The sequence below is a fragment of the Mesorhizobium sp. M7A.F.Ca.CA.002.05.1.1 genome (assembly GCF_003998335.1).
Classification (GTDB): domain Bacteria; phylum Pseudomonadota; class Alphaproteobacteria; order Rhizobiales; family Rhizobiaceae; genus Mesorhizobium.
Map to the genome: position 1 here is coordinate 1 of NZ_RZQI01000009.1, position 22,013 is coordinate 22,013.

The following is a 22,013-nucleotide window of genomic DNA, read 5'->3' on the forward strand; positions in this document are numbered from 1 at the left end:
CACGAGAACTGCAGGCACGACTGTGCCCCCTTGCCCGCCCCCACGGACGTCCAAACATCATGCAATTTGGCAAAGCACCGGCGCCGAAGCCACCCGACCTCGATGACGCCATTTCGTCGAAGCATGTGTCGTCGGCACTGTGCAGGGCAGAAGCAGGCTGTCGGTCCCGCGCAGCGACAGCAAGCGCGGCCTGAGCATGCGAAGGGGGTCGCTTTGATAGGAGTGCCCGGCTGGGTTCCGTTCAGGACGTTCCCTGAAGACTTGGTGGCGTGGCGGTGGCTTCGACGCTGGTTGTGGGCAGGTTGTCGTAGCCCGGATGCTATAAGCTAATTTCCGCCATTGGAGGCTCAGTTTCACGCTATGCCAGCCCGTGTTGTACAGGTGAAGCCGACTGGTCAGTGGACCGCAAACGAACGGCGCGCCGCTTCTCTTTGGTGATGCTCGCGCCGCGCTTTCTTCGCTGACGGTATGGAGATGAAGCGCGGCATGCCCCTGTAGCAGCCGATTTCACAACCAGACTTGCGCCCGCACTGCCCCTGTTGCTGCGGCATACCAATGCGTGGCGTCAGGAAGACTTCGTCGACCATTAGCCGTCTCGCTGAGATACTACCGAGCCCGAGCTCCCCTATCCTAGACCCTCGTATCGCATATCGGACGGCCCCACATCAGCCCAAGTTGCCATGGGGACCAGCCCCATGCGTTCGCCCGAATGCAGCTTCCTGGCTTGATCGACAGCAACCCAGGGGACGGTGCAGGCCAAGATTGCGGCAGGGCTTGGGCAACCATCAGGTCGCCCAAGGGGTGCCCCACCCTTCTCCTCAGAACTCAGCTGCTTCCAGCTGGCGGCTGAAACTCACAGGCGCAGCCAGCTTGGTCTCTAACCGCATCGATCGCATCATGGTGTCTGCCATGAATCCGTGTGCGTGAAGCGCTCCAGAGCGAAGATGTTGGGCGTCAACCAGGTTCACCAATGAGCTTCACTGCTCGAGTTCTGCACGGTGTCACCGCCTGGCGCCGGAGGTTGATCCGGTGATTAGGAGGAGCACTCGTTGTCGGATTCTCGACGATGTCGGACATGTGACACAACGCTTCCAGAGCGATCGCGTTGTTCCGAAACGATTTTCCCAGTTGGCACGACGGTTGCGGTCCCTATGCGCAAAAGCACTGCGATGCCGCACCGACTGGAAGAACTCATCAATGATCACGCTTTTCGAACATGTGGGCGCCGCTACCAGCACTGAGCGTTCCCGAGCCGACGGAAGCCTCTATCCCTTCTTTCTGAAGGCTGTCCGGACATGAACGCATTTGATGTCCGTCCAACGCTGGATGCTCCCGACGACGATCCCTATGTCTGGCTTGAAGATGTAGAGGGCGAGCGGGCACTTGCCTGGGCCGCCGGCCAATCGGCAAAGACCCTGAAGCACTTCGGTGGAGCGCAATTCGAGCGCGACCGCGCGGCTCTGACAGCCATTTTCGACAATCGCGACAATCTTCCCCTGATCGCGCGCCGTAGTCAGTACCTCTACAATTACTGGCGAGATGACGGTAATCCACGCGGACTGTGGCGCCGGACCACCCTTGCCGCCTACATGAAGGCGGATCCCCAATGGGAGCTACTGCTCGATCTGGATGCTCTCGCGGCTAGCGACGGAGAGGACTGGATCTGGGACGGCGCGTCCATCGAGCCGGAGAGACGGGAAAGAGCCGTTCTGCGCCTGTCGCGCGGCGGCAGCGACGCGGTCGTGCATCGCGAATTCGACCTGATCTCTCTGAGCTTTGTCGCCGACGGCTTCAACCTCCCCGAGGCCAAAGGCTACGTTAATTGGCTGGACCCTGACACGCTTCTGCTTTCCAGTGCGCTTGGTAATGGCATGGCCACCCGCTCCGGCTATGCGCGCACCGTTCGACTGTGGAAGCGTGACGCGGATCCCCTCACCACGCCGGCAATCTTCGAGGCCGGGTTCGAAAGCTTCCAAGTGTCTGGTCATTCGGACCGCACCGGCCGCAGCGAGCGCCTTTGGTTCATCGAGCAGCCGGCCTTCTTCGAGAAGATCAGCTGGATCGGCGATAGGAGCGGGCCGAGGAGGCAGATCGATCTTCCTCGCGACGCGTCGTGGCGGGTCTTCGGCGACTGGCTGGCGGTAAGGCCGCGCAAGCCCTGGACGGTGGGAGGCACCACCCATCCCGCCGACGCGCTGATCGTCATCTCGCTTTCCTCTTTCCTCGCTGGCGGACGCCGTTTTGAGACCCTGTTTCAACCAGGGGAAAGGCGCTCCATGCAGTCATTCTTCTGGAATGACGGGAAGCTCATTATCTCTTACCTCGTCAATCTCGCACCGCGTTTCGAGATGTTCACTCCCGGCCACCAGGAATGGACGCGCCGAGTCCTGAACACCCTGCCCGCCGAAGGTACTGTCGACGTCTGGTCATTCGATGCGGCAGTTCACGAGACCAATGGAGAGGTCCTGATCTGTGCTCAGGATCCGATCACGCCGCCGCAGCTCTTGCTGTTCGATCTGAATGCCGCGCCGTCTCTCAGCGCTTCAGCAATCCTGAAGCGCAGCCCGGAGAATTTCGATGCATCCGGACTGGTGGTCACGCGCCACGAGGCAGTCTCTATCGATCATGAGCTGATCCCCTATACGCAGGTTGGTCCGGCGAACGGGAACGGAGATGCTCCGATTCACCTTTCCGCTTATGGCGGGTTCGGCGTATCACTCCTGCCCTACTACAACTCCCCGCTGGGCAAGCTGTGGCTCGAGCGCGGCGGCACGTGTGTCGAGGCGAACATCCGCGGCGGCGGCGAGTTCGGCACCCGCTGGCACGAAGCCGGGCGCAGGGAGGGCAAGCGTCTCGCCCATGACGATTTCGCCGCCGTTGCCGCCGACCTCGTGCGAAGGGGCATCACCCTGCCGAGGCGGATTGCCGCCGAGGGTGGCTCAAATGGCGGCCTGCTGATCGCAAACATGCTGACCCGCTATCCTGAGCATTTCGGGGCTCTGTTCTGCACAGCACCGCTTATCGACATGCGTCGCTACACCAAGCTCTTGGCGGGCGCGAGCTGGATCGACGAATATGGCGATCCGGACAAGGTTCACGATTGGGCTTTCCTGAAGGAAATCTCCGCCTATCACGCCGCAGCGCCGGGACAGCCCTATCCGCCTATCCTGATCGCCACCACGAAACGCGACGACCGCGTCCATCCGGGCCATGCGCGCAAGATGGCCGCAAAACTGCAGGCTCTTGGCTATCCCGCTTACTTCTACGAGGCCAGCGCAGGCGGGCACGGCTGCGGCGAGGACAATCGGGAGCAAGCCGCATTCATCAGTCTAGGCACCAATTTTCTCCGCAGCGCAATCGGCTTCAACGATCACCTTCCGGAGACGGCGGAACGCGTTGCACGCAAGTGGGGCATTTGAGGTCCATCAACAATTCATTCGAGCAGGAGACGAAATAGTGCAGTGCATCCTTTCTGAACATCAAGGAGTGAATCTCATGGCGAGAACGCGAATGGGCGTAGCGCGGGCAACAGCAGCGGCGGTGGCCCTGATCATGGTGGGACAGCAGGCCGTCGCCGCGGAGCCTGCGCAAGCAGAGACCGTCCTGGCGGAGACGGGAGCCTCGGTCACCGAAGCGCCAATCCCTTGGCAGGTCCGCCTGCGGGCGTTGGGCGTCGTTACGAAAGATCTGGGCTACGTTGATACGCTTCCCGGCTCCGGTCTTTCGTATTCGGACACGGTGACGCCGGAACTCGATATCTCGTATTTCTTCACCGACAACATCGCCGCCGAACTCATACTCGGTACCACTTATGCCAACATCGCGGGCCAAGGGACGATCGGAGGATTGGGCAACATCGGCAAAGTTTGGCTGCTGCCGCCGACGCTCACGTTGCAGTACCATTTTACCGATCTCGGCGCGTTCAAGCCTTATGTCGGCGCCGGCGTGAACTACACGATCTTCTACAACCAGGACACTGGCAGCGCTGATGCTCTCAAGGTGAAGAACACGTTCGGCACGGCGCTGCAGGTCGGATTCGACTACATGGTGGACCAGCACTGGGGCCTCAACTTCGACGTGAAGAAGCTTTTCCTGAAGCCGGACTTCGACGTCACGGTGGCCGGCGCGAAGCTGACGGGGAAGGCGGAGCTCGATCCCTGGCTGATAGGCGCAGGTGTCACCTACCGCTTTTGAATATCAGAGTGAAGTCTGCTTCCCGACTGCCGGTTTAAATGAAGGGCGCCTCGCGCGCCCTTTTTTACGGTCGACACTGCAGGGCGAGACCTCATGAAGCCGATTGTCGAGAGGGCGGGGCTCTCTTCCGGCGGACCAAGAAGGTGAACTGGCCAGCTGGCCCCGCGCCTGAGATGGAGTGCTCAGAAGCGCTTTGAATCGGGACGGGCTTTGGTATTGTGGGTGGAATGCTTCAGCCAGACTATTTGCCAGCATCGTCTCCCGGACGTCATGTCTGAGCTTCGTGTCAGCGCAAGGCGAACACGCGGCTCCTAGATGCCGACACGATGGCTGGTTCAGCCATACTGCGACAGTTGCCGGTTTTTTCGGTTCCTTTGCTGTTCGCGCGCTAACCGCAACGCTCCATACTAGTCTCGCGTGCCTGTCCCCGTGGGGCGGGCAACAGAAAGCGATTAGGCCCGCTGAAAGAGGCGGACTGCATCCGAAGGACCGTAAACAAGAGAAGGACCTGAAGCGAGAGCGAAGGTTGCGGCAGGCCGCGGCGGGCCTAAAAGGGAATGCCGACCACCCCACGTCCCAGGAAAGCTGACAAAAACGCAGCGTCCGACTGTCCAATAGGGTGCGCCCGCGCGAGGGCGAGCTAAATGGCAGGGGCTGCCGGGGGACCTAAGAAAAGCGTGGGTTCACAAGCACCCGGCGCGCGCCATCAGGCCGCCAGCTACTTGGAGGGCGGGTGCATCAGCCCTGTTTGTCGGGCCGAACCAGATCCATGTGGCTGACGCCGAGGGCCAATGCCAGTTCATAGATCGTGATAATTGTCGGATTTCTTCGGCCTTTCTCCAAGCCGCTGATGTACTGCTGACTGAACCCGGAAATCTCCGCAAGCTGCTCCTGCGTCAGGCGCTTCCTTTGCCTGATCCTCTGCACATTTCGTCCGACCAACTTGCGCATATCCATGCACGCAAGCCAGCGGATCAGGCGGCTTGAGTTTATCAACTATAATATGTAATCCACATTTTAGCAGGCACAGGGCTTCGCGGGTCCATTGGCCGGAGATAGAATTAGCGATGTTGCAGCCCAGATCGAACACGCCGTTCGCCGACGAGGTCCCCTGGTCGGACCGCATTACAGCCTACGACAAGGACCACTTTACAACCTATATGAGGCTCCTGGACGCCTCGGCAGACAACGCCACTGAAGAGGAAATGGCCAAAGTGATCCTCGGCATTGATCCGGCACGCGAACCTGAGCGCGCACGCAACGTTCTTCGCAGTCATCTCGACCGTGCAAACTGGGTGGTGACGGGCGGCTACAAGGATTTGTTCGCCAGTTGACGAAATGGGCGGTGCGGTCGCTTCGCTTCAAGCAACGAAGTCGCGTAACACCATGCATCGACGTATCACCACAGCGCGGATGGCCCAGCGCTTCGCTGTCTCATCATTTTGTCCTCCGCTCGCCAATGGCTGCTTCCCAGGAATGGGTGCGTCGGCGAATCATGACAGGAACGGGTCCGTCTGAGCCGCACCGCATCCGAAGGGCCGGATGGACAACCTACTGAAAGCTCACAGCTGGCTAAGGGTTGCGGGACGCCGCGGCGGGCCTAGAAGGATGCGGCGCCACCTGCTGGGAAAGGCACAAATAGAGCGAATTGCGAGAGTCTAACGACGCGCTAGGAGGCGCAGCGGAATGGTCGAGACGCCAGAGCCAAGAAAAGCGGGGCTCGACCCACCGGCACACGGCACGCGCGGTGATGGGCGCGGGCGCCCACTACGTGCGCAGGCTCAACAGAATCTCACACGGATCAGCATCGAGGGCCGCAGTTACGTCGAGAAACTCAATGATATCGAGACGCCGCTCGCCACCCTCATATTTCGCCACGAAAGATTGCGGACGACCAAGCTTCTCAGCCACCTGCGCCTGCGTCAGCCCTTTGACATTGCGCAGTGAGATCAACTGGGCCAGAAACCGCTGGTGGCGGGGAGATCGAAGAGATTTGGGCATTTAGGTGAACCGGTCAGGTAGAGACCGGCTCAGCGACTAATCCCCGTTTCGGATTATCCCATTTTGGGATATTCTGCCTTGGATCCAGCGATCAACATGCGAGGTTCGCGGCAGACATGAATCGATCAACGGGAACAGATAGGACTCAAAGCTCAACACTGCTCGACGAAGTCCCTTGGTCTGACCGTCTTACCGCCTACGACAGGGTGCACTTTACCATCTATATGAGGCTCCTGGACGCCTCAGCCGATGAGGCGCCCGAAGAGGAAATGGCCCAACTGATCCTCGGCATTGATCCGGCACTTGAACCGGAGCGCGCCAGGAAGGCGCTTCGTAGTCATCTCGACCGTGCGAACTGGATGGTGACGAGCGGCTACAAGGAATTGTTCGCCAGCTGACAAATTCGCAGTGCTCGGTCATAGAAGCAGGCAGTTCCTGTGCCATTGGTCAGGCTGATCGGGGCCTGCACCACAGACGCGCCGGCAAAATGGACCCGGTGGCGAGCACAATTCAGTTCCCAGGAATCGGGTTTTGGCAATTGTCCGAGCGTCTGACGTGATAGAAGGTTCCGCTCTGTCTGGATGGGTATTAGCCCGGAGCAGCACTCCATATCGTACCGGCGCTCGACGAAGGGTCCACCTCTTCGCTTTCAAGCCGCATAACCGATAGCCATCGCCCTAAGTCAAGGGTTAGAGATTACCGGCAGGCAGGTATGCAAGCGGGCCATCCTCGGAAACTATATAACCGCACGACTAGCTCGTCAGCGACGAAACACCCGCTCGAGCACCCATAGACTATGATCACCGGCGCGGACTGGAAGAATACGGCTGCATCGCCCGAGCCGGCGGAACAGAAGATCTCGGCATCCAGTCAACGCTCGATACAAAGCGCGCGATCGAATGGCCCGAGCACAAGGGGATCAAAAAGCTTCTCAGAGAATTGAGGACCCTTCGGACCCCAAAAGGGCTATAGCCTGATTTTGGGTTCGCACGCCTAGCTTCTTCTTGGCATTGTCCAAATGAAAAGCGATCGTGCGTGGCTTGATACCCAAGATGCGGCCGGTCACCCAGGCTGAATTACCCCGCGCTGCCCACCTCAGGCACTCATATTCGCGGGATGTCAGCGAAATCCCGTCCACTGTTCGATCGCTCGGCAATTTGCGGCGAACGCAACGATGAAAGCAGGCCGCCATCAGTTGAAGAGCTTGTTCGTACCGCTCAGCGACCCGAAGAAATACTGGACGAGGCTCATCGGCGGCAAAAGTAACCGCAGCGGTGCGGCCGCGGAGATCGACAATTGGGATCGTCAAACCGCAGCAGATGCTGAATTGAGCCGCCTCATCGAATAGCTGCTGTTGAGCCGGCGACATTTTATCGCCTCCCAAATTCGATCCCCAGTGAAACGGGCAGCCGCCATTTCGAGCACGCAAGACCACAGGATCGAGTTTCTCATACTGATTTTCCAGATACTGTCTGGTCCAGCGGGTTGGATAGTTCGAAATTAACCTCGGTTTGCCGGAAGGCCGTGCTGGCAAGGAGAGGTAGGCAAAGAAGATTAGGTCAAGTCGTCCGGCCGCCTCAGCCATGGCATCCCGGAAATCTGCCTCATCCATACTCTGTGACAGTCTTTCAAGGAATGTCTCGAAAACAAGTGGCATGTCCCTCGTCATCGTCGCGCTCGATTCTTCCTCTTTCTGCACGCCTTCCGGCTGCGTCGTGTATGTCCGACAAACGCGATTGAATTCGCGGGCGTCGCTGGGCTGACCGGGCTCCAGAATGCTGCCATGCATTAAGTCATGACCGCCCCTGCACCGACCAAATCAGGAGAAATCATCCTGCGCTGACCAAAAGCCATCATTGACCCCAGCTTTTGCAGGAATTTGGGTCGGCATTAGCATAACAATTCGGATAGCCGCTCATCCCCCACCCGGGGCGCCGTGATCCGCAAAGAAGTGTTGCGATGCTTTCTTTTCTTTGATAGGCAAATCGTCTCAACAATATTAAAATGCCTTTCCTTGTGAACGGGGTGGTGTGTAAGTATCGTCCTTTTATATACCTGATGTGATAAAATACACCGCAATTATTATTCTGTTCTTTGTGATGTGAAGGAAGATAACCTTCGGCATTGCCGCACTTTGGAACCGACGACCGTGGCCCGCTGCAATGATGTAAAGGGCACGTCTAAGCTCAATCTGCATCGGAACGTGCAGATGACCTTTACCAGACCCTCGATTCCGCACGGGCCATAATGATACTGATTACGTGGGTCAAAAAGGGCGCCCTGCCGGCGGGGAGGTACACCCGCAGGGCGCGCCGCACAGAGGTCCTGGTCGTTGGGCAACAGGACAGCGGCGGCAGAACTGATTCGGTTACAAATCGTGACTGAAATAGCCCGGAGCATGCTCAAGATCAGATATCTGGAATTCAACAGTTTTGGGTCTGCTCGGCGCAGTAGCGCGCAGGGACATGCCTGCCTCCGGACTCGCTCCTTCGCGATCGCAAAATCATACGGCACCCTCCGCCTTCAGCGCGCGATAGGTGGTATCGACCGACTTTACCGTCGCGTCGACAATGATGTCGATCTCTTTTCGGGTAATGATCAGGGGGGGTGCATAACCGAGGATGTCGCCATGCGGCATGGCCCGTCCGATGACACCATTCTCAAACAGAGCAGCTGCAGTGCGCACCCCGACCTGAAGGTCGGGTTCGAATGGTATCCTTTGTTTTGGGTCCCGCATCATCTCTACGGCCGACAGGATACCCACTCCGCGAACTTCACCAACGATGGGATGTCCCGCCAGCTCGGCCTTCATCCGGTCTTGCCAATACGGTCCAACATCGCGGACATGCTCCAAAATATTTTTTTCTTTAAGCAGTCGAATATTGGCGAGCGCGGCTGCGGCACAAAGCGTGTGCCCCGAATATGTCCAGCCGTGGCCGAGTGCGCCGTGCTTCTCAGTTCCTTGTTCCAAAACCGACCAGACACGGTCGCCAATGATTGACCCGGAGATGGGGAGGTAGGCGGAACTCAAACCCTTTGCGATGGTCACGAAATCCGGACGCATGTTATACAGGTGGGAACCGAACTTCTCGCCGGTTCGCGCGAAGCCGCAGACCACTTCATCCGCGATTAGAAGGATATCGTATTTGTCGAGCACCGCTTGAATGGACGTCCAGTACCCTTTGGGGGGCGGCACAATACCTCCTGTCCCAAGTACCGGCTCTCCGATAAAAGCTGCAACCGTTTCCGGTCCTTCGGCCAGGATCAAGGCTTCAAGCTCATCGGCACAGCGCCGGGAGAACGCTTCCTCGCTCTCCTCGACACGCGCCTGGCGGTAATAGTGCGGCGTGGTTGTATGGCGCACCAAATCCAGAGGCAGGTCGAAGAAATTGTGAAAGAAGGGAAGGCCAGTTAGGCTACCCGTGACCAATCCAGACCCGTGATAGCCGCGATTTCGCGAGATGATCTTTTTCTTTTCGGGCCGGCCAAGAATGTTATTATAGTACCAGACCAGCTTGATGTTGGTTTCGTTGGCATCGGAACCGGAGAGGCCGAAATAGACCCTTCGCATGTTCTGACCGAAATACTCGACCACGGCCTCTGCCAACAGGGCGACCGGCTCCGTACCTTGGCTGGCATAGACGTGTGCGAACGGCAATTCGTGTGCTTGCCTGGCAATGGCCTCGGCGATCTCCGTGCATCCATATCCCATGTTGACGCAGTAGAGTCCTCCGAAACCGTCGAGGCTTCTTCGGCCTTCGGTGTCCCAGATATAGACGCCTTCCGCACCGGCCATAATCCTATTTGGCGTTTCGCCTCGGCTGTGCTTGGCCAAATGCGTAGAAGGATGGAAGACGAAGCTTCTATCCTTCTCCCGGAGTTGCTCGGTTCCCAGATTGCTCAAGCGCATGTCCCTCTCCTCGCGATAAATTGGCGGAGGGCACTCGGCCAGCCACCTGTTTAGCAAATAGCATACCGGAAACGTCCCTTGAGTTTCTCGGGAATGCAGGTTATTCGCCGTGGAATTCGCGGGATCGGCCCGAATTGCCGTGAAAACTAAGGCGTCACCTTCGCCTTAGCCGAGGGTCGGGGGCGCGTCCTGCAAACACGAACAGCTTACGACGCGCATGCGCCCAGCATAGTGCCCGATTAGCGGGCGATATTGACGGATGAATAGCGCTCGGGACGCTGTTCCCGCCGGCCGCGCGAGGCACGATAGAGCGCCGGCGGCCATGTTCCGCCGAACTGCCGGTCATCCCTTACATTCTGACGGTCCGGATCGGTCTTGCCCTTCCCAAGGGTGGTAATGCAGGTGATCAGGGGCAAAGCACATTCGCCTCGATCAGCAGGCAGCGGGTTCCGTGCCGCGGCACAGGCTCCAACCTGGTTGGCCAGCGCTGAGAGGCTGAGGTCGTGCCCTCGCGCATATTGATCGCTTTGGCGGTGCGGCGGCTGGTGCTCGGCAGACTTCTCCAAGGAGCATAGCCAGAAGGTTCGGCCCGGCAAAGACGCGCGGCGAGAGCTCCTTGCCATCGACATCTTGATTCGCAGCCGACCAGCGCCGCCAAGTTCTATCGTCAGCGTGTTGCCTTTCTTGCGATCGCAAATTCGTGGTTTGCTGCGCAGGGCGAGCCGAGCTGCGGCTCGCAGAAGGCGGCAGCATGCCTCCATCAATGCTGGCCGCTCGTGCAGTCTCGAAACGCTGGATCAAGCCTCAAACGTCGAACAGCCGCTCCTTTTCCTCGCGAAACCAGCGCCCTCGCGCGACGTGATCTTGTCTGACGATCCGACGCTTCGAGCGGGGCTCCTCTAATAGGTTGCACATGACCTGCAGCTTTCAGCCAAACTCAGCAAATCGGACGTCTCTTCTTATCATCGCTCGGCAAGCTCGGAACACGTTGGCGGACGTTGCTAAGGCTAGTCGCCGCCAGCGGATGGCGAGGATGTTTGGGCGGCTAAGTGCTTTTAGGTGGGCGATTATAAGCCGAGATCGCGATAGGTGCTTTCGCCATAGCTCCTGGCGCCATCGCCACGCTGAGCGTTTGAAAGCCGATGAAATTCGCTCGGCCAATTGGCTAGCGCGTGCTTGATGGCCTTCATCTTGAACGGCACGTGCACAACACATTTGTCCCTGATGATAGGCGGACAGCTCACATCTTGTTGCCGCGAGCCGTTAAGGTTTGCTGCGATTATCGGCAGACCTAGATCAAGAGCCAATTCCATTTCCCAGCGCACGAAGCGAAAAAGGTTTTTCGTCTTCTCACCGATCAGGACAAGTACCTGGCTCGATCCATTCATTCTGTTGCGAAGATTGCGTTTAACATAATCTTCGTCCTGTGCTCGGCTCGTCATATTGTCCAGATCGTGAGCGTTCGCGAATTCAAAACTCACATTCTCGCTGGCGTTCCACCCTTTCATAAAGCGGTATGCCCAAGCGTCTTCATCGCCGTCAAATATTACATAGGTCGGATCGCTGTATGCCATTGTTGTCTCTTAGTTGTTTTGACGAGCAACCCACTGGGTGTGCTCCCGTGAGAAAGCCAGTTCGGCTTCGTTCACCGCGGCGGAGAATGCCTCATCCGAGTTGGCGTCCGTAATAAGGTCGGCAGTCAAGCCGATCTCGTGAGCTGTCAACGTGTAAGCCGATGCCAATTCGTTAAATTTCTTGATCTGGGTCCACCCGATAAGCGAGGCGGCGATGACAATTAGCGGCTCGGTCGGCCAGCCTGGCATCGCGGGGTCAGCGATGCGTACTACGATGAACGAGAATCCCAGAGCGTATGCAAAAATACCGAGGCCCATCCAGACTTTCGCGGACCTCTTGTTCGAGCGCGCCTTCTTCTCGTACCACTTCCGTTGGTCGCAGATTCGTCTCTGCAGATACAGGTCTTTTCTTTCTTTTAGCGGGGAGTCCCTTATCGACATCATCTGGTCGGTTGTTTGGGGGGATGCTGAATCGGTGCCGCTCAACGCGCTACCAAGGTGACGATTGCTATCAAGGATACCTTCTATGAGCTTTCGAAAATCAGCTCTGGCGTCAGCGGCGCGCGCGTCATCGAACGGCTGTGCTCGCATCGCGAAGCGCCAAGTCAATGTCTTCACCGACTCTGCCAGAGCTCGAGCCTGATACCAGACCTGCTCGGGCTTTGTGACCGACCGGAAAATGAGGACTCCCATTGAGCAAAGAAATACCGCAGCATAGACACCGAAATAGGCTTTTGATGGCGACAAGTCCAAAGAGAGCACCGACGCTAAAAAAAGAAGAACGTACTCTGCCCGGATCAGGCGCAGAAACGTCGCCTGCTGCTCGTTGGATGCCACGTCGGCGCTATTATAGAGTCCAGGATATTTCATTTTTGAAGCACACCAGTCTATTTTGTGGCGGTAAATTCTTTAAGCCAGGATTTGGCGAACGTGAGGTTAGCAGTCGAGCTTACAGAGCCTATTCTTGGGCGAGGCGCGGTCCCTCTGTTCATAAACAGGAATGCAGGTCCTGTCCCATCAATGTAAGGGTATAGGCCCAAAAATTCTTGCCCGGAGAATGTTTCCGAAGAATTTTTTGCCACGGGCAGAACCGCTACCGCGGTCCGAAACCCATCGAAAAAGCCAAGCTCCCAAGGCATCCATCTGCATCCTGGAGAATTGTTTGAATGCACATAGATTAGCGTCTTTGACTGCCTCATACGGGTCCGCAGCAACTCGGCGGTGGCCGAGGAGACTTTTGTGCGGTCCAGTTGTGAATCTTCGACCCAATCTACGTAAGCAGTGAACCCAAGCTCCTCGAAAATTCGCTTCACACCGAGAACGATCTCTGCGTCCTTGAAAGAATGTGACAGAAAAACGTCGAATGACGATCTGGCTGTAGCTGCGGCCGTCTCTTCCTTTAGAACGATCGATGCGGCTCTATGCCCTCGACTGGCATTCGCAACTCTTTTCAGCTCTGCCTCGGTCAGTAGCACTATTCAAATCCCCCCATGATCTGTTCGCAATCTATGAACTTGACGCCCATTCGATTAAGCGACCCTTGTCTTGTGAAAACTGGCACCATGCTCTCCAGCCGGTAGCGCAACCTCCACCTTCTCAAAGACCACGTCGGGTGGCAGGAGTGACCGGCCTTGTCACCCACCTACGCGACCCCGGCACAGCCATGCTCTTCGCTTAGAAGGCTGCGGAGACCAGCAATGTCAAACAGGACAGACGATCTCCTAATCTCGATCAGCAACGAACTTAGGACGTAAAAACGCGATGGAGCGATCTCCGAATGTCCGCAGGCGTCGAGGGCCGGGTTGGTCGCCAAGGCCGAGCGGGCCAGCTTGCACTCCCGCTACCCGTCGGCTTGCCAAACCCTCGCTGTAGATTCGCCCCCTACACGGATGCGCTGACCGCGACTAAGCTCAATCGCCACTGATCGCCAATCCAGGGCGAAAGTTCCCCCCTTGAAGTAGCGGTAGAGGCATTTTTCGGCACTTCGCATCTTAGATATGGACGCCTCCTCAACCAGGCACGATCCGGTTTGGCTTCTCGCCGTAACCGTGCTGGCCAAGTGCGTCCGATGGCTGCTTCGATCCGTCTCCTGGAATGATCGGTTCCAGATTGCTCAAGCGCATCGTCCTTCCTCGCCATCATAGCGCTCGGCCACGTTTTTCCAGCAATTACTATACCGCAAATGTCCCTTGAGTTTCGTCGGAATGGGCGCCTTTTGCCGACGAATCTACGGGATCCGTGCCAAACACCGTTGAAACTTAAACTTTCGGTTTCACCGTTGCCTCAGGGCGGACAAAGGTATCGGTGAATTGGACTTCACTGGTTTCGTGACGACAAGGCTATAGTATTGATCAATCCCCAAGCCTGCCTGCAGCAGTCCCTCCATGAAATCCTGATAGGCGGCCATAGAACGAGATGCGACCCGCATCAGATAATCCACGCGCCCCCCAATTGCCCAGCAGTCCAGGATTTCCGGAATCTCTTGGATTGCAGTTTCGAAGAGTCGTTGGTCCTCAAGACGATGACGATCCAGCACGACCTCCACCATCACAAAGATCATGCCGCCGATGAGGGCAGGACTCAGTCGCGCATAAAATCCCTCAATAATCCCTGCGGCCTTGAGTGCTCGGAGCCGCTCCGAACAGGCGGACGCCGAAAGATGAACTCGTTTTGCAAGCTCACTTTTTGAAATCCGACCGTCTGCCTGAACTTCGGAGAGAATCCGGACGTCCCAACTGTCGAGTTGCACGGGATCGGGTTTCGACTTCATAACCTATGCTCTCAAGCAGCGATCGACATCGCGTTGTGTGCCGATCAATTCTATCATCAATTGAAACGAGCGAATGTAGCAGTGGAAGGCATCCGTTCCAGGCCCGAGATGTGCCAGAATGGGTACGAAAATCAGCTGAGGGAGAGCGATCAGCTGAGAAAAGCTGCAGAAGTAGTTTGGCTATCGCCCCGACGCCTAACGGGGCAATGATGCAGCTGGAGAGGATAGCCGGCCGCGGCGGAGACCTCCTGATAAATAGATAACCCATTTACTGAACTCCGCTGCCGTACTTGATAGACGCCGCGACGTCATTCGAGCCTCGATCGCGTGTACGGCATATTCAATGCAGTATTCACTGGCACATTCAGCTATTGGAGTGAATTGAAGGCCTTGCTCGTCCGGCCCGCCGAGGCGCATGGCACCGCAAATGCCGCTCGTCTTACGGCTTGCCCGACAATTTGGCGCGGGAGTCTGGCCGAAATCGCCCAACGGAAAGACTCAAACGCCGATGTTGCGTGCGATGCTGTCGGCCGCCATACGCTTACGCCACTCAAGAGGCCCGGAATTGTGAATGGAGTTTCCCTCAACATCGACGGCCATGATAACAGGCATGTCCTGCACATCGAATTCATAGATGGCTTCCATGCCCAGGTCTTCAAAGGCAACGATCCGCGCCGCCTTAATCGATTTTGAGATCAGGTACGCAGCGCCACCCACTGCAGCAAGGTATGGCGTTTTGTGTCTTACAATCGAGGCGATGGCCGCCGGTCCCCTCTCCGCTTTGCCCACCATCGCGAAAAGGCCGGTTTCGGCGAGCACCTTGTCCGTAAAATCGTCCAAGCGGCTGGAGGTTGTTGGACCGGCGGGTCCAACGATCTCATTTCTCGCTGCCCGGACGGGACCGACGTAGTAGATCACGCGTCCCCGCAGATCGACTGGAAGCGGCTTGCCGGCATCGATCAGTTCGACCATTCGTTTGTGGGCAGCGTCACGGCCCGTCAGCATCTTTCCAGACAGCAGGAGCGTTTCACCGCAGCGCCACGATGCCGTCTCTTCCTTCGTCAGCGTATCTAAATTGACCCGCCGGACGCCGGCTGGGTTCAATTCGTCGGCTCCGATGTCGGGCCATTCGCGCAAATCGGGCGGCTGGAGGCTGATGGGTCCAGAGCCGTCCAAAGTAAACTTCAGGTGCCGGTTGGCGGCGCATTGCGGGATGAGCGCCACAGGCTTGGACGCTGCATGAGTAGGATAGGTCGCAACCTTGACGTCAACGACTGTCGTCAGACCACCAAGGCCTTGGGCGCCGATACCAAGCGCGTTGATCCGCTCATAAAGCTCAATCCGCAGCCCCTCCTCTGCGCTTGACGCCCCCCTTGCGATCAGTTCCGCCATATCGATGGGCTCGTTCATGGCCTCCTTGGCCAGCAGCATCGCCTTTTCAGCGCTACCACCGATGCCGACAGAGATCAGTCCAGGTGGACACCACCCGCTGCCAAGGGTCGAAACGGTATTGACCACCCAGTCGGCAACGGAGGCGGTGGGATTGAGGGTGGTAAAACGTGCCTTGTTCTCCGACCCGCCGCCTTTCGCGGCGATGGTGATCTCAATCTGGTTACCTTGCACCAGGTCGACATGGACAACTGCCGGCGTGTTGTCTCGGGTGTTGACCCGTCTAGCGAGGGGATCCGCAACGATCGATGCCCGAAGGGGATTGTCCGGATCGAGATAGGCTTGACGTACGCCCTCATTCACAAGATCAGCGAAACTGGCCGTTGACTTAATGCGGGCATCCATGCCGACCTTTGCGAAGACAACCACAAGTCCGGTGTCCTGACAAATCGGGCGCCGCCCAAAGGCCGCCATGCGGGAGTTCAGCAGAATCTGACCTATGGCATTCTTCGCCGACGGGCTCTGTTCTCGCGTGTATGCGTGAGAAAGAGACCGGATATAATCTGGAGGATGATAGTACGAGATGTACTGAAGGGCGTCGGCGACGCTCCTTGTGATGTCGCTACCGGCCATGGTCCGTGTTCTGTTTCCCACCGGATTTTATCCAATTGAACCGAGGCCATTGACCATTTTCAGAATCTGGAAGCTTCGCACCCCCTGCTCGCCGCCTTCATATCCATAGCCGCTTTGCTTGACTCCTCCATAAGGGGCATCAGCGGAAACCCCTTTCAGGTAATTCACACTAACAGCGCCCGCAGAAAGACCGCCCACAAGCCTCTGTTGCGTATCGGCCGCGCCAGTAAACAAGTAGGCGGCCAGACCGTACTCCGTGGCGTTGGCTTCATCGATCGCCTCTTCGATCGTATCGAAAGGAGCCACGGTGAGAATTGGTCCGAACGGCTCTTCATGAAGCACTCTCGCTTCCTTCGGTACGCCAGTCAGGATGGTTGGCGGCCAGTAAAACCCCGGTCGGTCAAGGGGGGTGCCACCGGTCTCGATTTGGGCGCCGCCCTCTACCGCATCTTTGGTCAGGCGTTGCATGGCCTCGATTCGCCGCGCGTTTGCCATGGGACCCATCTGCGTTGCAGGGTCATCCGGTGGACCGATCCTGATTTTTCGGACCGCCTGCGTCATCCGGAACAGGAATTCCTCATAGCGGGATCGGGCGACAAGAATCCTGCTGGGCGCATTGCAACTCTGGCCCGCGCACTCGAATTTGTATTCCGAAATAGCCGGTATCGCCGTTGCCAGGTCGGCATCTTCGCACACAATAACCGGGGAATGTCCACCGAGCTCAAGGATGCAGCGCTGCAGATTATTCGCGGCCAGTGTGGCCAGCTGTTTCCCAACAGCGGTCGACCCCGTGAACGTCAAGACTTTGACAATTGGCGAACTGAGCAGATGCCGTGATATATGCACAGGAACACCGAACACCAGGTTGACCACGCCTTCCGGTATCCCTGCTTGACGCAAAGATTCCACGATATGGACAGCCACGCTTGGCGTCTCTTCGGCCCCTTTGAGGATCACCGGGCAGCCTGCCGCCAGCGCGGGGGCGAGCTTGCGGGCGATGAGAACGGCTGGATAGTTCCACGGCGTAAAGGCAGCGACGACACCGAGGGCCTCCGGGACGATCATCCTGTTCGGACCCAACGGAATCGGGGTCGACAACTCATCGGCATGCCGGCCATTCCATTCCAGCGTTTCGACTGCGCGCGCGTACTCTCCTGTTGCTTCGGCAATCGTCTTTCCCTGTTCGGACGACAGGTCCCTGGCTGCCGCGCCAGCTTTCTCAGCCAGAATGCTGGCGGCAGAGACGAGGATCTCGCCACGCTCTTTGGCGGGTCGTGAGGACCACGCCTTGCGGCTGCGTTCTGCCGAAGTAAGAGCTTCATCCAAGTCTGAAACCGTAGCCGAGGCCACTGAGGCAAATACCTTCTCCGTCGCCGGGTTGATCACCGGCAAAGTGGCTCGGCTACCACCGGCTCGCCATTTGCCATTAATGAAGAGCTCGTAGCTCCTGGCGTGGGACATCGCGGGCTCCACTTGTGATTCTGGCCATGCGAGCGCCGTTTCAATTTTCGAAGCCGCTGAGCTCGCTTGAGCCAGTTTCATCGCGATGGTCGCAGCGGGTCAAATATCGATTAGTGCCTAAATCCATCTGGAATCCAGATCGATCTGTTTCGACAGCAAGGAAGTCATGCCGTTGTTTACAGATCGATGGTTCTCAGGTCGCGTCAGGAGCCGATGCTACCCAGCCCCGGCTCTCAATCAATTCTCTGGCGACCTTCGGAATGAGCTTGCGGACCGCAGAAACGGCCGCAGAACGCTCATCTTTGGGATTTACAGCGAGCACCACGGAGCGGGTAATCACCGGATCGACTATCTTGACCGTCCGGACCAGCCCTTGGGAGGCTTCTTTCTGAACCGCAGACGGGGCGAGAATAGAATGCGCTTTTCCCTCTACGACCATGTTGATGATCGTTGAGAGGGAGTCCACTTCAAACCTGACGTCCAGCGCGCAACCGTGTTGCGCGACGACATCAGCCACCGAACGCCTGACATTGTTGTTGCGCATGGGAACCGCCAGGGGGAATGCATGCAGGTCGGCCAGAGCTATCGCATCTTCAAACGGTGGCTCGCCGGACGGAACCACCAGACAAAGATCTTCGCGCGCTAGCACAGTCATTCGCCCCACACTGTCTGCTGTGCGGTACAGAACCGCCAGATTGAAGCGTCCAGCCGCCATCCATTCCTCTAGCGGTCCCGTCATACCCTCGACCATCTTGAGGGACACCTTGGGCAGTTCGTGTCTTACCGTCTCAAGCAGCGGACCGCTCAGGACGCGAGCAGCTCCAGACGGAATGCCAATAGTCACCTCCCCTGCAGGGGAAGCGGCTGTGTTGGTCAATTCCACCTCGGTAAGTCGAATTTCTTTAAGAATCGCCCGAGCGCGATCGAGCAGTTTGGCTCCTGACGCCGTCACGCTCACACCGGTCCTGTCGCGTATCAGCAGCTGAGTGCCGAAGCCTTCCTCCAGTTGACGCACATGCAGGCTCAGCGCACTCTGGGCGACATTCAGAAAGCCAGCGGCCTTCGTGAAACTGCCTGCTTCGACCACGCCAACGAAGTATCTTAACTGCCTGATTTCCACGGGTACTCTTCCGAGGGCGGACTGCAATGATGTAATCTATCTCGAAATGCGATGGCGCGACAGCAATAATTGTGCCGAGTTGCATAACGCCTAGCGTAGGGTCGCTCCAGTTTGGTAACCAACCGCTGAGGCCTCAGACGCCCAACCCGGCGCCCGGATCCGTGGCGATGATATCCCGGGCCCTTTGGATAACAGGTGGATCGACCATCCTTCCGTCCAGGGCAAATGCGCCTATGCCCTGCGCCGTCGCATCTTTCTCCGCCGCGAGGACACGACGGGCCCATTCGAGTTCCTGTGGGCTTGGCGAAAAAGCGTCATTGAAGATGGCAACCTGGTTTGGATGGATCGCCAAAGCTCCAGCAAAGCCGAGCCGCCGTGCACGCTCCGCAGCCTCACGAAGTTTGTGAGTGTCAGAGAACGCGCCAATGCTTCCTATGAAGCCCAGCGGGAGCAACCCGGCCGCACGGGCGGCAAAAAGAACAGAAAGGTTTGGCGTCAAGAGAAGATCAAGTTCTGGCGCGCCGCCAACAGCGGCACTGAAGTCTTCAGGGCCAAGGGCCATTGCGACCATCCGGGGATGGGACGAGGCAATGGCCGATAGCTTTTGCAAGGCACCTGGGGTCTCGATTTGGGCAAGAAACCGGATACGTCCTAACGGAAGATTTCTTTCTCGTTCAAGTTCTGAGACCGCGTCCGCAATTTCGGACACCCACTCTGGCGAATCCGTCTTTGAAAGAACAAGTGCATCAACACCTGCCACGACGGCTGCATCAAGATCTGCCGCCAAGGCGCGCAAACTACGATTCACGCGGACCAAAACAGACGCGCCCTTGCGGCCCACCTTAGCCACAGACGCACAAAGCTGCCGCCGCGCCTCTCTCTTTTTATCCTGGGGAACAGAATCCTCCAGGTCGACAATGACGCCATCTGCACCCCGCTCATGCGCCCTCTCCACAAAGCGCGGAACGTGAGCGGGTACGAAGAGCAGGGATCTCCAGCGTGGTAAAGACATTGCGCCGTCAACGGCCACAAAGGTGTCCTTTATCATAAAGAGGCTTCGCGGTCGATTATAGCCAGGCGGTGCCAGTGAAAGATGATCCGAGGCACGTAGGCTCTTTAGAACAAAAACCGCACCCCTCTTGCGGACATACCCGCTCATGCCGAGGCGGCCGTCCCGCGCAAACGCCTCAGAACCTCCTCGCGGACAGCATGGGTATGGGCGCCAAGGGCTGGAACTGGACGCAGTGATGGCCGCTCCAAGTTGAAAATCGCCGCCGGCGCGATCGTCTCGATCGTTCCATCGGGTGTCTCAACCTCAACTCTGCGAACATGGGGATGTTTTGAAACATCCGCCACTTCGCGCAGCCGGCCATATGCTAGGCCGGCCACCTCAAGTTCCTGCATTGCTTCGTTACAGGATAGTTGGGAAAACCGGCGTTCAATAATGTCATCAAGTTGCACACGGTGATCGAGGCGCTCCATGTTATCGGCGAAACCAGGTGCACATGTAAGCTCCGGCTGCTTCAGGAACTTCTCGCAAAAATTTACCCATTCGCGGTCGTTCTGAACCGAAAAGACGACATCTTTGCCATCGGCACAACGATACGCGCCATACGGCGCCAGCGACGGGTGCTTCACGCCTGCGCGTACGGTGCGGTACCCACTATAGTCGTTTTGCAGAACCGGCACGTTCATCCAGTCGGCGACGGCATCGAACAGCGATACCTGAATACTGGTCCCCTCGCCGGTGACCTCGCGGTGATAGAGTGCCTGAAGAATGGCACTGTGCGCTGTCATGCCCGCCGAGATGTCACAGACCGAGACTCCAACACGGGCGGGACCTTGATTGTTGCCGGTAATTGCGCATAGACCAGTTTCAGCCTGGACGATAAGATCATAAGCCTTCAAGTGGGAATATGGCCCTCTGTCCCCGAACCCAGAGATGTCGCAAGTGATCAGGCGCGGATATTGTCGACGCAGATCAGCAGACCCGAATCCCAATTTTTCGATGCTTCCCGGCTTCAGGTTCTGGATAAAGACGTCGGCGCCGGCAATAAGGATGTCGAGCACGGCCCGGTCCTCCTCCAACCTCAAGTCGAGACAGACCGACTCCTTGCCCCGGTTGAGCCAAACAAAGTAAGCGCTCTGCCCACGCACCAACTTGTCGTAGTTTCGGGCAAAGTCTCCTTCGGGCCTTTCGATCTTGATGACACGCGCGCCGGCATCCGCAAGACGAGAGGACGCATAAGGCGCAGCCACGGCCTGCTCCACGGCTACGACAGTGATCCTCTCAAGAGAGTTCTGCATGCGACACCGCTTTTTTCATCTTACGAGCTCGTTTTGAGTCCGACGACGGTTCAGCGTCGCCAGAAGCCGATTTTGTTCGTTCCCAACAATGGAGAATGCCTCGTCTACACCCATGCCGGGCTTTGCGAGCATCATGTCGGCCTGGGTCGCTAGCGAAACGTGGACTGTAGCCTGGGCCGAGAGATCCGTCTCGGTACAACTTCCCCCGACATACGCCCCTACTTTGTTCGCCTTACACAGCAGAACTGCTCGCGCTGTATCGGCAATTGAGCCCACGTCTGGCGTCTTGATTTGAACGAGGTGCGTGGCCTTCGCTTCGGCAAAGAGCCGAATATCCTCTAGCGTATTGCATCGTTCATCCACAACTATACGGGCGCTGGAGCCCCGACTGTCCAAGATCGATACGATCTTGGCGTAGTTCTCGATTTGAGCTTGGGTCGAACCAAAATCCGCCGGGGACTCGACATTGAGAATGAAAGCCGGAACACTCTCGGCAACCCTGCAGATAAAGTCAGCAATCTCTTGTGGCTCCATGCCAATTTCTTGGCCGATCCAGCCATAAACATCGAAATGCAGCACGGGATGATACCCGGGGCGGCCAATCTCGCGCGTACGCCTCGCGACCCACCTCACGAACTCCATGAAGGTCTGACC

At 57.6% G+C, this 22,013-nt stretch carries 18 protein-coding genes and 1 pseudogene; 4 read left to right on the forward strand and 15 right to left on the reverse strand.

Annotated features, from left to right (window positions below; all coding sequences use genetic code 11):
- Positions 1 to 395 precede the first annotated feature (395 nt).
- Positions 396 to 587, reverse strand: a complete 192-nt coding sequence (locus EN939_RS01220) for a hypothetical protein (RefSeq protein WP_127266638.1) — start codon at positions 585 to 587, stop codon at positions 396 to 398.
- A gap of 708 nt (positions 588 to 1,295) precedes the next feature.
- Between EN939_RS01220 and EN939_RS01225 the strand changes: the two genes are divergently transcribed.
- Together EN939_RS01225 and EN939_RS01230 are read left to right on the forward strand one after the other, a co-directional pair.
- Complete coding sequence (locus tag EN939_RS01225) at positions 1,296 to 3,419, forward strand: prolyl oligopeptidase family serine peptidase (RefSeq protein WP_127266639.1); 2,124 nt, start codon at positions 1,296 to 1,298, stop codon at positions 3,417 to 3,419.
- Between the two features lie 76 nt (positions 3,420 to 3,495).
- On the forward strand, positions 3,496 to 4,194 hold the full coding sequence (locus tag EN939_RS01230) for an OmpW/AlkL family protein (RefSeq protein WP_024505687.1): 699 nt from the start codon (positions 3,496 to 3,498) through the stop codon (positions 4,192 to 4,194).
- A gap of 738 nt (positions 4,195 to 4,932) precedes the next feature.
- Here the strand turns inward: EN939_RS01230 and EN939_RS01235 are convergent.
- Complete coding sequence (locus EN939_RS01235; protein WP_126105025.1) at positions 4,933 to 5,151, reverse strand: helix-turn-helix transcriptional regulator; 219 nt, start codon at positions 5,149 to 5,151, stop codon at positions 4,933 to 4,935.
- A 110-nt stretch (positions 5,152 to 5,261) separates the two neighbouring features.
- Between EN939_RS01235 and EN939_RS01240 the strand changes: the two genes are divergently transcribed.
- Complete coding sequence (locus tag EN939_RS01240; RefSeq protein ID WP_127266640.1) at positions 5,262 to 5,528, forward strand: DNA -binding domain-containing protein; 267 nt, start codon at positions 5,262 to 5,264, stop codon at positions 5,526 to 5,528.
- 433 nt (positions 5,529 to 5,961) lie between these two features.
- Here the strand turns inward: EN939_RS01240 and EN939_RS01245 are convergent, their stop codons facing one another.
- Positions 5,962 to 6,195, reverse strand: coding sequence for a helix-turn-helix domain-containing protein (locus EN939_RS01245; RefSeq protein WP_126097360.1), 234 nt, complete (start codon positions 6,193 to 6,195; stop codon positions 5,962 to 5,964).
- A 116-nt stretch (positions 6,196 to 6,311) separates the two neighbouring features.
- Between EN939_RS01245 and EN939_RS01250 the strand changes: the two genes are divergently transcribed.
- The gene (locus tag EN939_RS01250) at positions 6,312 to 6,593 is read left to right on the forward strand and encodes a DNA -binding domain-containing protein (RefSeq protein WP_127266641.1); all 282 of its coding nucleotides are present in this window, start codon (positions 6,312 to 6,314) and stop codon (positions 6,591 to 6,593) included.
- Between the two features lie 533 nt (positions 6,594 to 7,126).
- Here the strand turns inward: EN939_RS01250 and EN939_RS01255 are convergent.
- The 12 genes and pseudogenes from EN939_RS01255 to EN939_RS01305 form a co-directional block, all read right to left on the reverse strand.
- The gene (locus tag EN939_RS01255) at positions 7,127 to 7,852 is read right to left on the reverse strand and encodes a helix-turn-helix transcriptional regulator (RefSeq protein WP_419197536.1); all 726 of its coding nucleotides are present in this window, start codon (positions 7,850 to 7,852) and stop codon (positions 7,127 to 7,129) included.
- Positions 7,853 to 8,698: 846 nt separating this feature from the next.
- Positions 8,699 to 10,105 (reverse strand): aminotransferase, encoded by a 1,407-nt coding sequence (locus EN939_RS01260; protein ID WP_063169303.1) that lies wholly within the window; start codon positions 10,103 to 10,105, stop codon positions 8,699 to 8,701.
- 190 nt (positions 10,106 to 10,295) lie between these two features.
- Positions 10,296 to 10,717: pseudogene (locus EN939_RS38790) on the reverse strand (IS66 family transposase); the annotation flags it as partial.
- Between the two features lie 455 nt (positions 10,718 to 11,172).
- Entirely contained in the window at positions 11,173 to 11,679 is a 507-nt protein-coding gene (locus EN939_RS01265; RefSeq protein WP_063169304.1) for a TIR domain-containing protein, read from the reverse strand.
- 9 nt (positions 11,680 to 11,688) lie between these two features.
- Positions 11,689 to 12,549, reverse strand: a complete 861-nt coding sequence (locus EN939_RS01270) for a DUF4231 domain-containing protein (RefSeq protein WP_127266642.1) — start codon at positions 12,547 to 12,549, stop codon at positions 11,689 to 11,691.
- A 1,402-nt stretch (positions 12,550 to 13,951) separates the two neighbouring features.
- Entirely contained in the window at positions 13,952 to 14,449 is a 498-nt protein-coding gene (locus tag EN939_RS01275; protein WP_127266643.1) for an Lrp/AsnC family transcriptional regulator, read from the reverse strand.
- A 498-nt stretch (positions 14,450 to 14,947) separates the two neighbouring features.
- Positions 14,948 to 16,471: a fumarate hydratase gene (locus EN939_RS01280; RefSeq protein WP_127266644.1), complete on the reverse strand. Its 1,524-nt coding sequence runs from the start codon at positions 16,469 to 16,471 to the stop codon at positions 14,948 to 14,950.
- Between the two features lie 27 nt (positions 16,472 to 16,498).
- Entirely contained in the window at positions 16,499 to 17,932 is a 1,434-nt protein-coding gene (locus EN939_RS01285; protein WP_127266645.1) for an NAD-dependent succinate-semialdehyde dehydrogenase, read from the reverse strand.
- A 193-nt stretch (positions 17,933 to 18,125) separates the two neighbouring features.
- Positions 18,126 to 19,052, reverse strand: a complete 927-nt coding sequence (locus tag EN939_RS01290) for a LysR family transcriptional regulator (protein ID WP_127266646.1) — start codon at positions 19,050 to 19,052, stop codon at positions 18,126 to 18,128.
- A 133-nt stretch (positions 19,053 to 19,185) separates the two neighbouring features.
- Positions 19,186 to 20,100 carry an HpcH/HpaI aldolase/citrate lyase family protein gene (locus EN939_RS01295; RefSeq protein ID WP_236383480.1) on the reverse strand — a complete coding sequence of 305 codons (915 nt, stop codon included), beginning with the start codon at positions 20,098 to 20,100 and terminating at the stop codon, positions 19,186 to 19,188.
- A 107-nt stretch (positions 20,101 to 20,207) separates the two neighbouring features.
- Positions 20,208 to 21,359: a CaiB/BaiF CoA transferase family protein gene (locus tag EN939_RS01300; protein ID WP_127266647.1), complete on the reverse strand. Its 1,152-nt coding sequence runs from the start codon at positions 21,357 to 21,359 to the stop codon at positions 20,208 to 20,210.
- Positions 21,360 to 21,374: 15 nt separating this feature from the next.
- Positions 21,375 to 22,013 (reverse strand): methylaspartate ammonia-lyase (locus tag EN939_RS01305; RefSeq protein WP_127266648.1); only part of this gene is annotated, 639 nt, incomplete at its 5' end.

Coding starts and splice junctions, on each gene's coding strand:
- EN939_RS01220 (WP_127266638.1), bottom strand. CDS start 587: ATGGTCGACGAAGTCTTCCTGACGCCACGCATTGGTATGCCGCAGCAA.
- EN939_RS01225 (WP_127266639.1), top strand. CDS start 1,296: ATGAACGCATTTGATGTCCGTCCAACGCTGGATGCTCCCGACGACGAT.
- EN939_RS01230 (WP_024505687.1), top strand. CDS start 3,496: ATGGCGAGAACGCGAATGGGCGTAGCGCGGGCAACAGCAGCGGCGGTG.
- EN939_RS01235 (WP_126105025.1), bottom strand. CDS start 5,151: ATGGATATGCGCAAGTTGGTCGGACGAAATGTGCAGAGGATCAGGCAA.
- EN939_RS01240 (WP_127266640.1), top strand. CDS start 5,262: ATGTTGCAGCCCAGATCGAACACGCCGTTCGCCGACGAGGTCCCCTGG.
- EN939_RS01245 (WP_126097360.1), bottom strand. CDS start 6,195: ATGCCCAAATCTCTTCGATCTCCCCGCCACCAGCGGTTTCTGGCCCAG.
- EN939_RS01250 (WP_127266641.1), top strand. CDS start 6,312: ATGAATCGATCAACGGGAACAGATAGGACTCAAAGCTCAACACTGCTC.
- EN939_RS01255 (WP_419197536.1), bottom strand. CDS start 7,852: ATGCCACTTGTTTTCGAGACATTCCTTGAAAGACTGTCACAGAGTATG.
- EN939_RS01260 (WP_063169303.1), bottom strand. CDS start 10,105: ATGCGCTTGAGCAATCTGGGAACCGAGCAACTCCGGGAGAAGGATAGA.
- EN939_RS01265 (WP_063169304.1), bottom strand. CDS start 11,679: ATGGCATACAGCGATCCGACCTATGTAATATTTGACGGCGATGAAGAC.
- EN939_RS01270 (WP_127266642.1), bottom strand. CDS start 12,549: ATGAAATATCCTGGACTCTATAATAGCGCCGACGTGGCATCCAACGAG.
- EN939_RS01275 (WP_127266643.1), bottom strand. CDS start 14,449: ATGAAGTCGAAACCCGATCCCGTGCAACTCGACAGTTGGGACGTCCGG.
- EN939_RS01280 (WP_127266644.1), bottom strand. CDS start 16,471: ATGGCCGGTAGCGACATCACAAGGAGCGTCGCCGACGCCCTTCAGTAC.
- EN939_RS01285 (WP_127266645.1), bottom strand. CDS start 17,932: ATGTCCCACGCCAGGAGCTACGAGCTCTTCATTAATGGCAAATGGCGA.
- EN939_RS01295 (WP_236383480.1), bottom strand. CDS start 20,100: ATGATAAAGGACACCTTTGTGGCCGTTGACGGCGCAATGTCTTTACCA.
- EN939_RS01300 (WP_127266647.1), bottom strand. CDS start 21,359: ATGCAGAACTCTCTTGAGAGGATCACTGTCGTAGCCGTGGAGCAGGCC.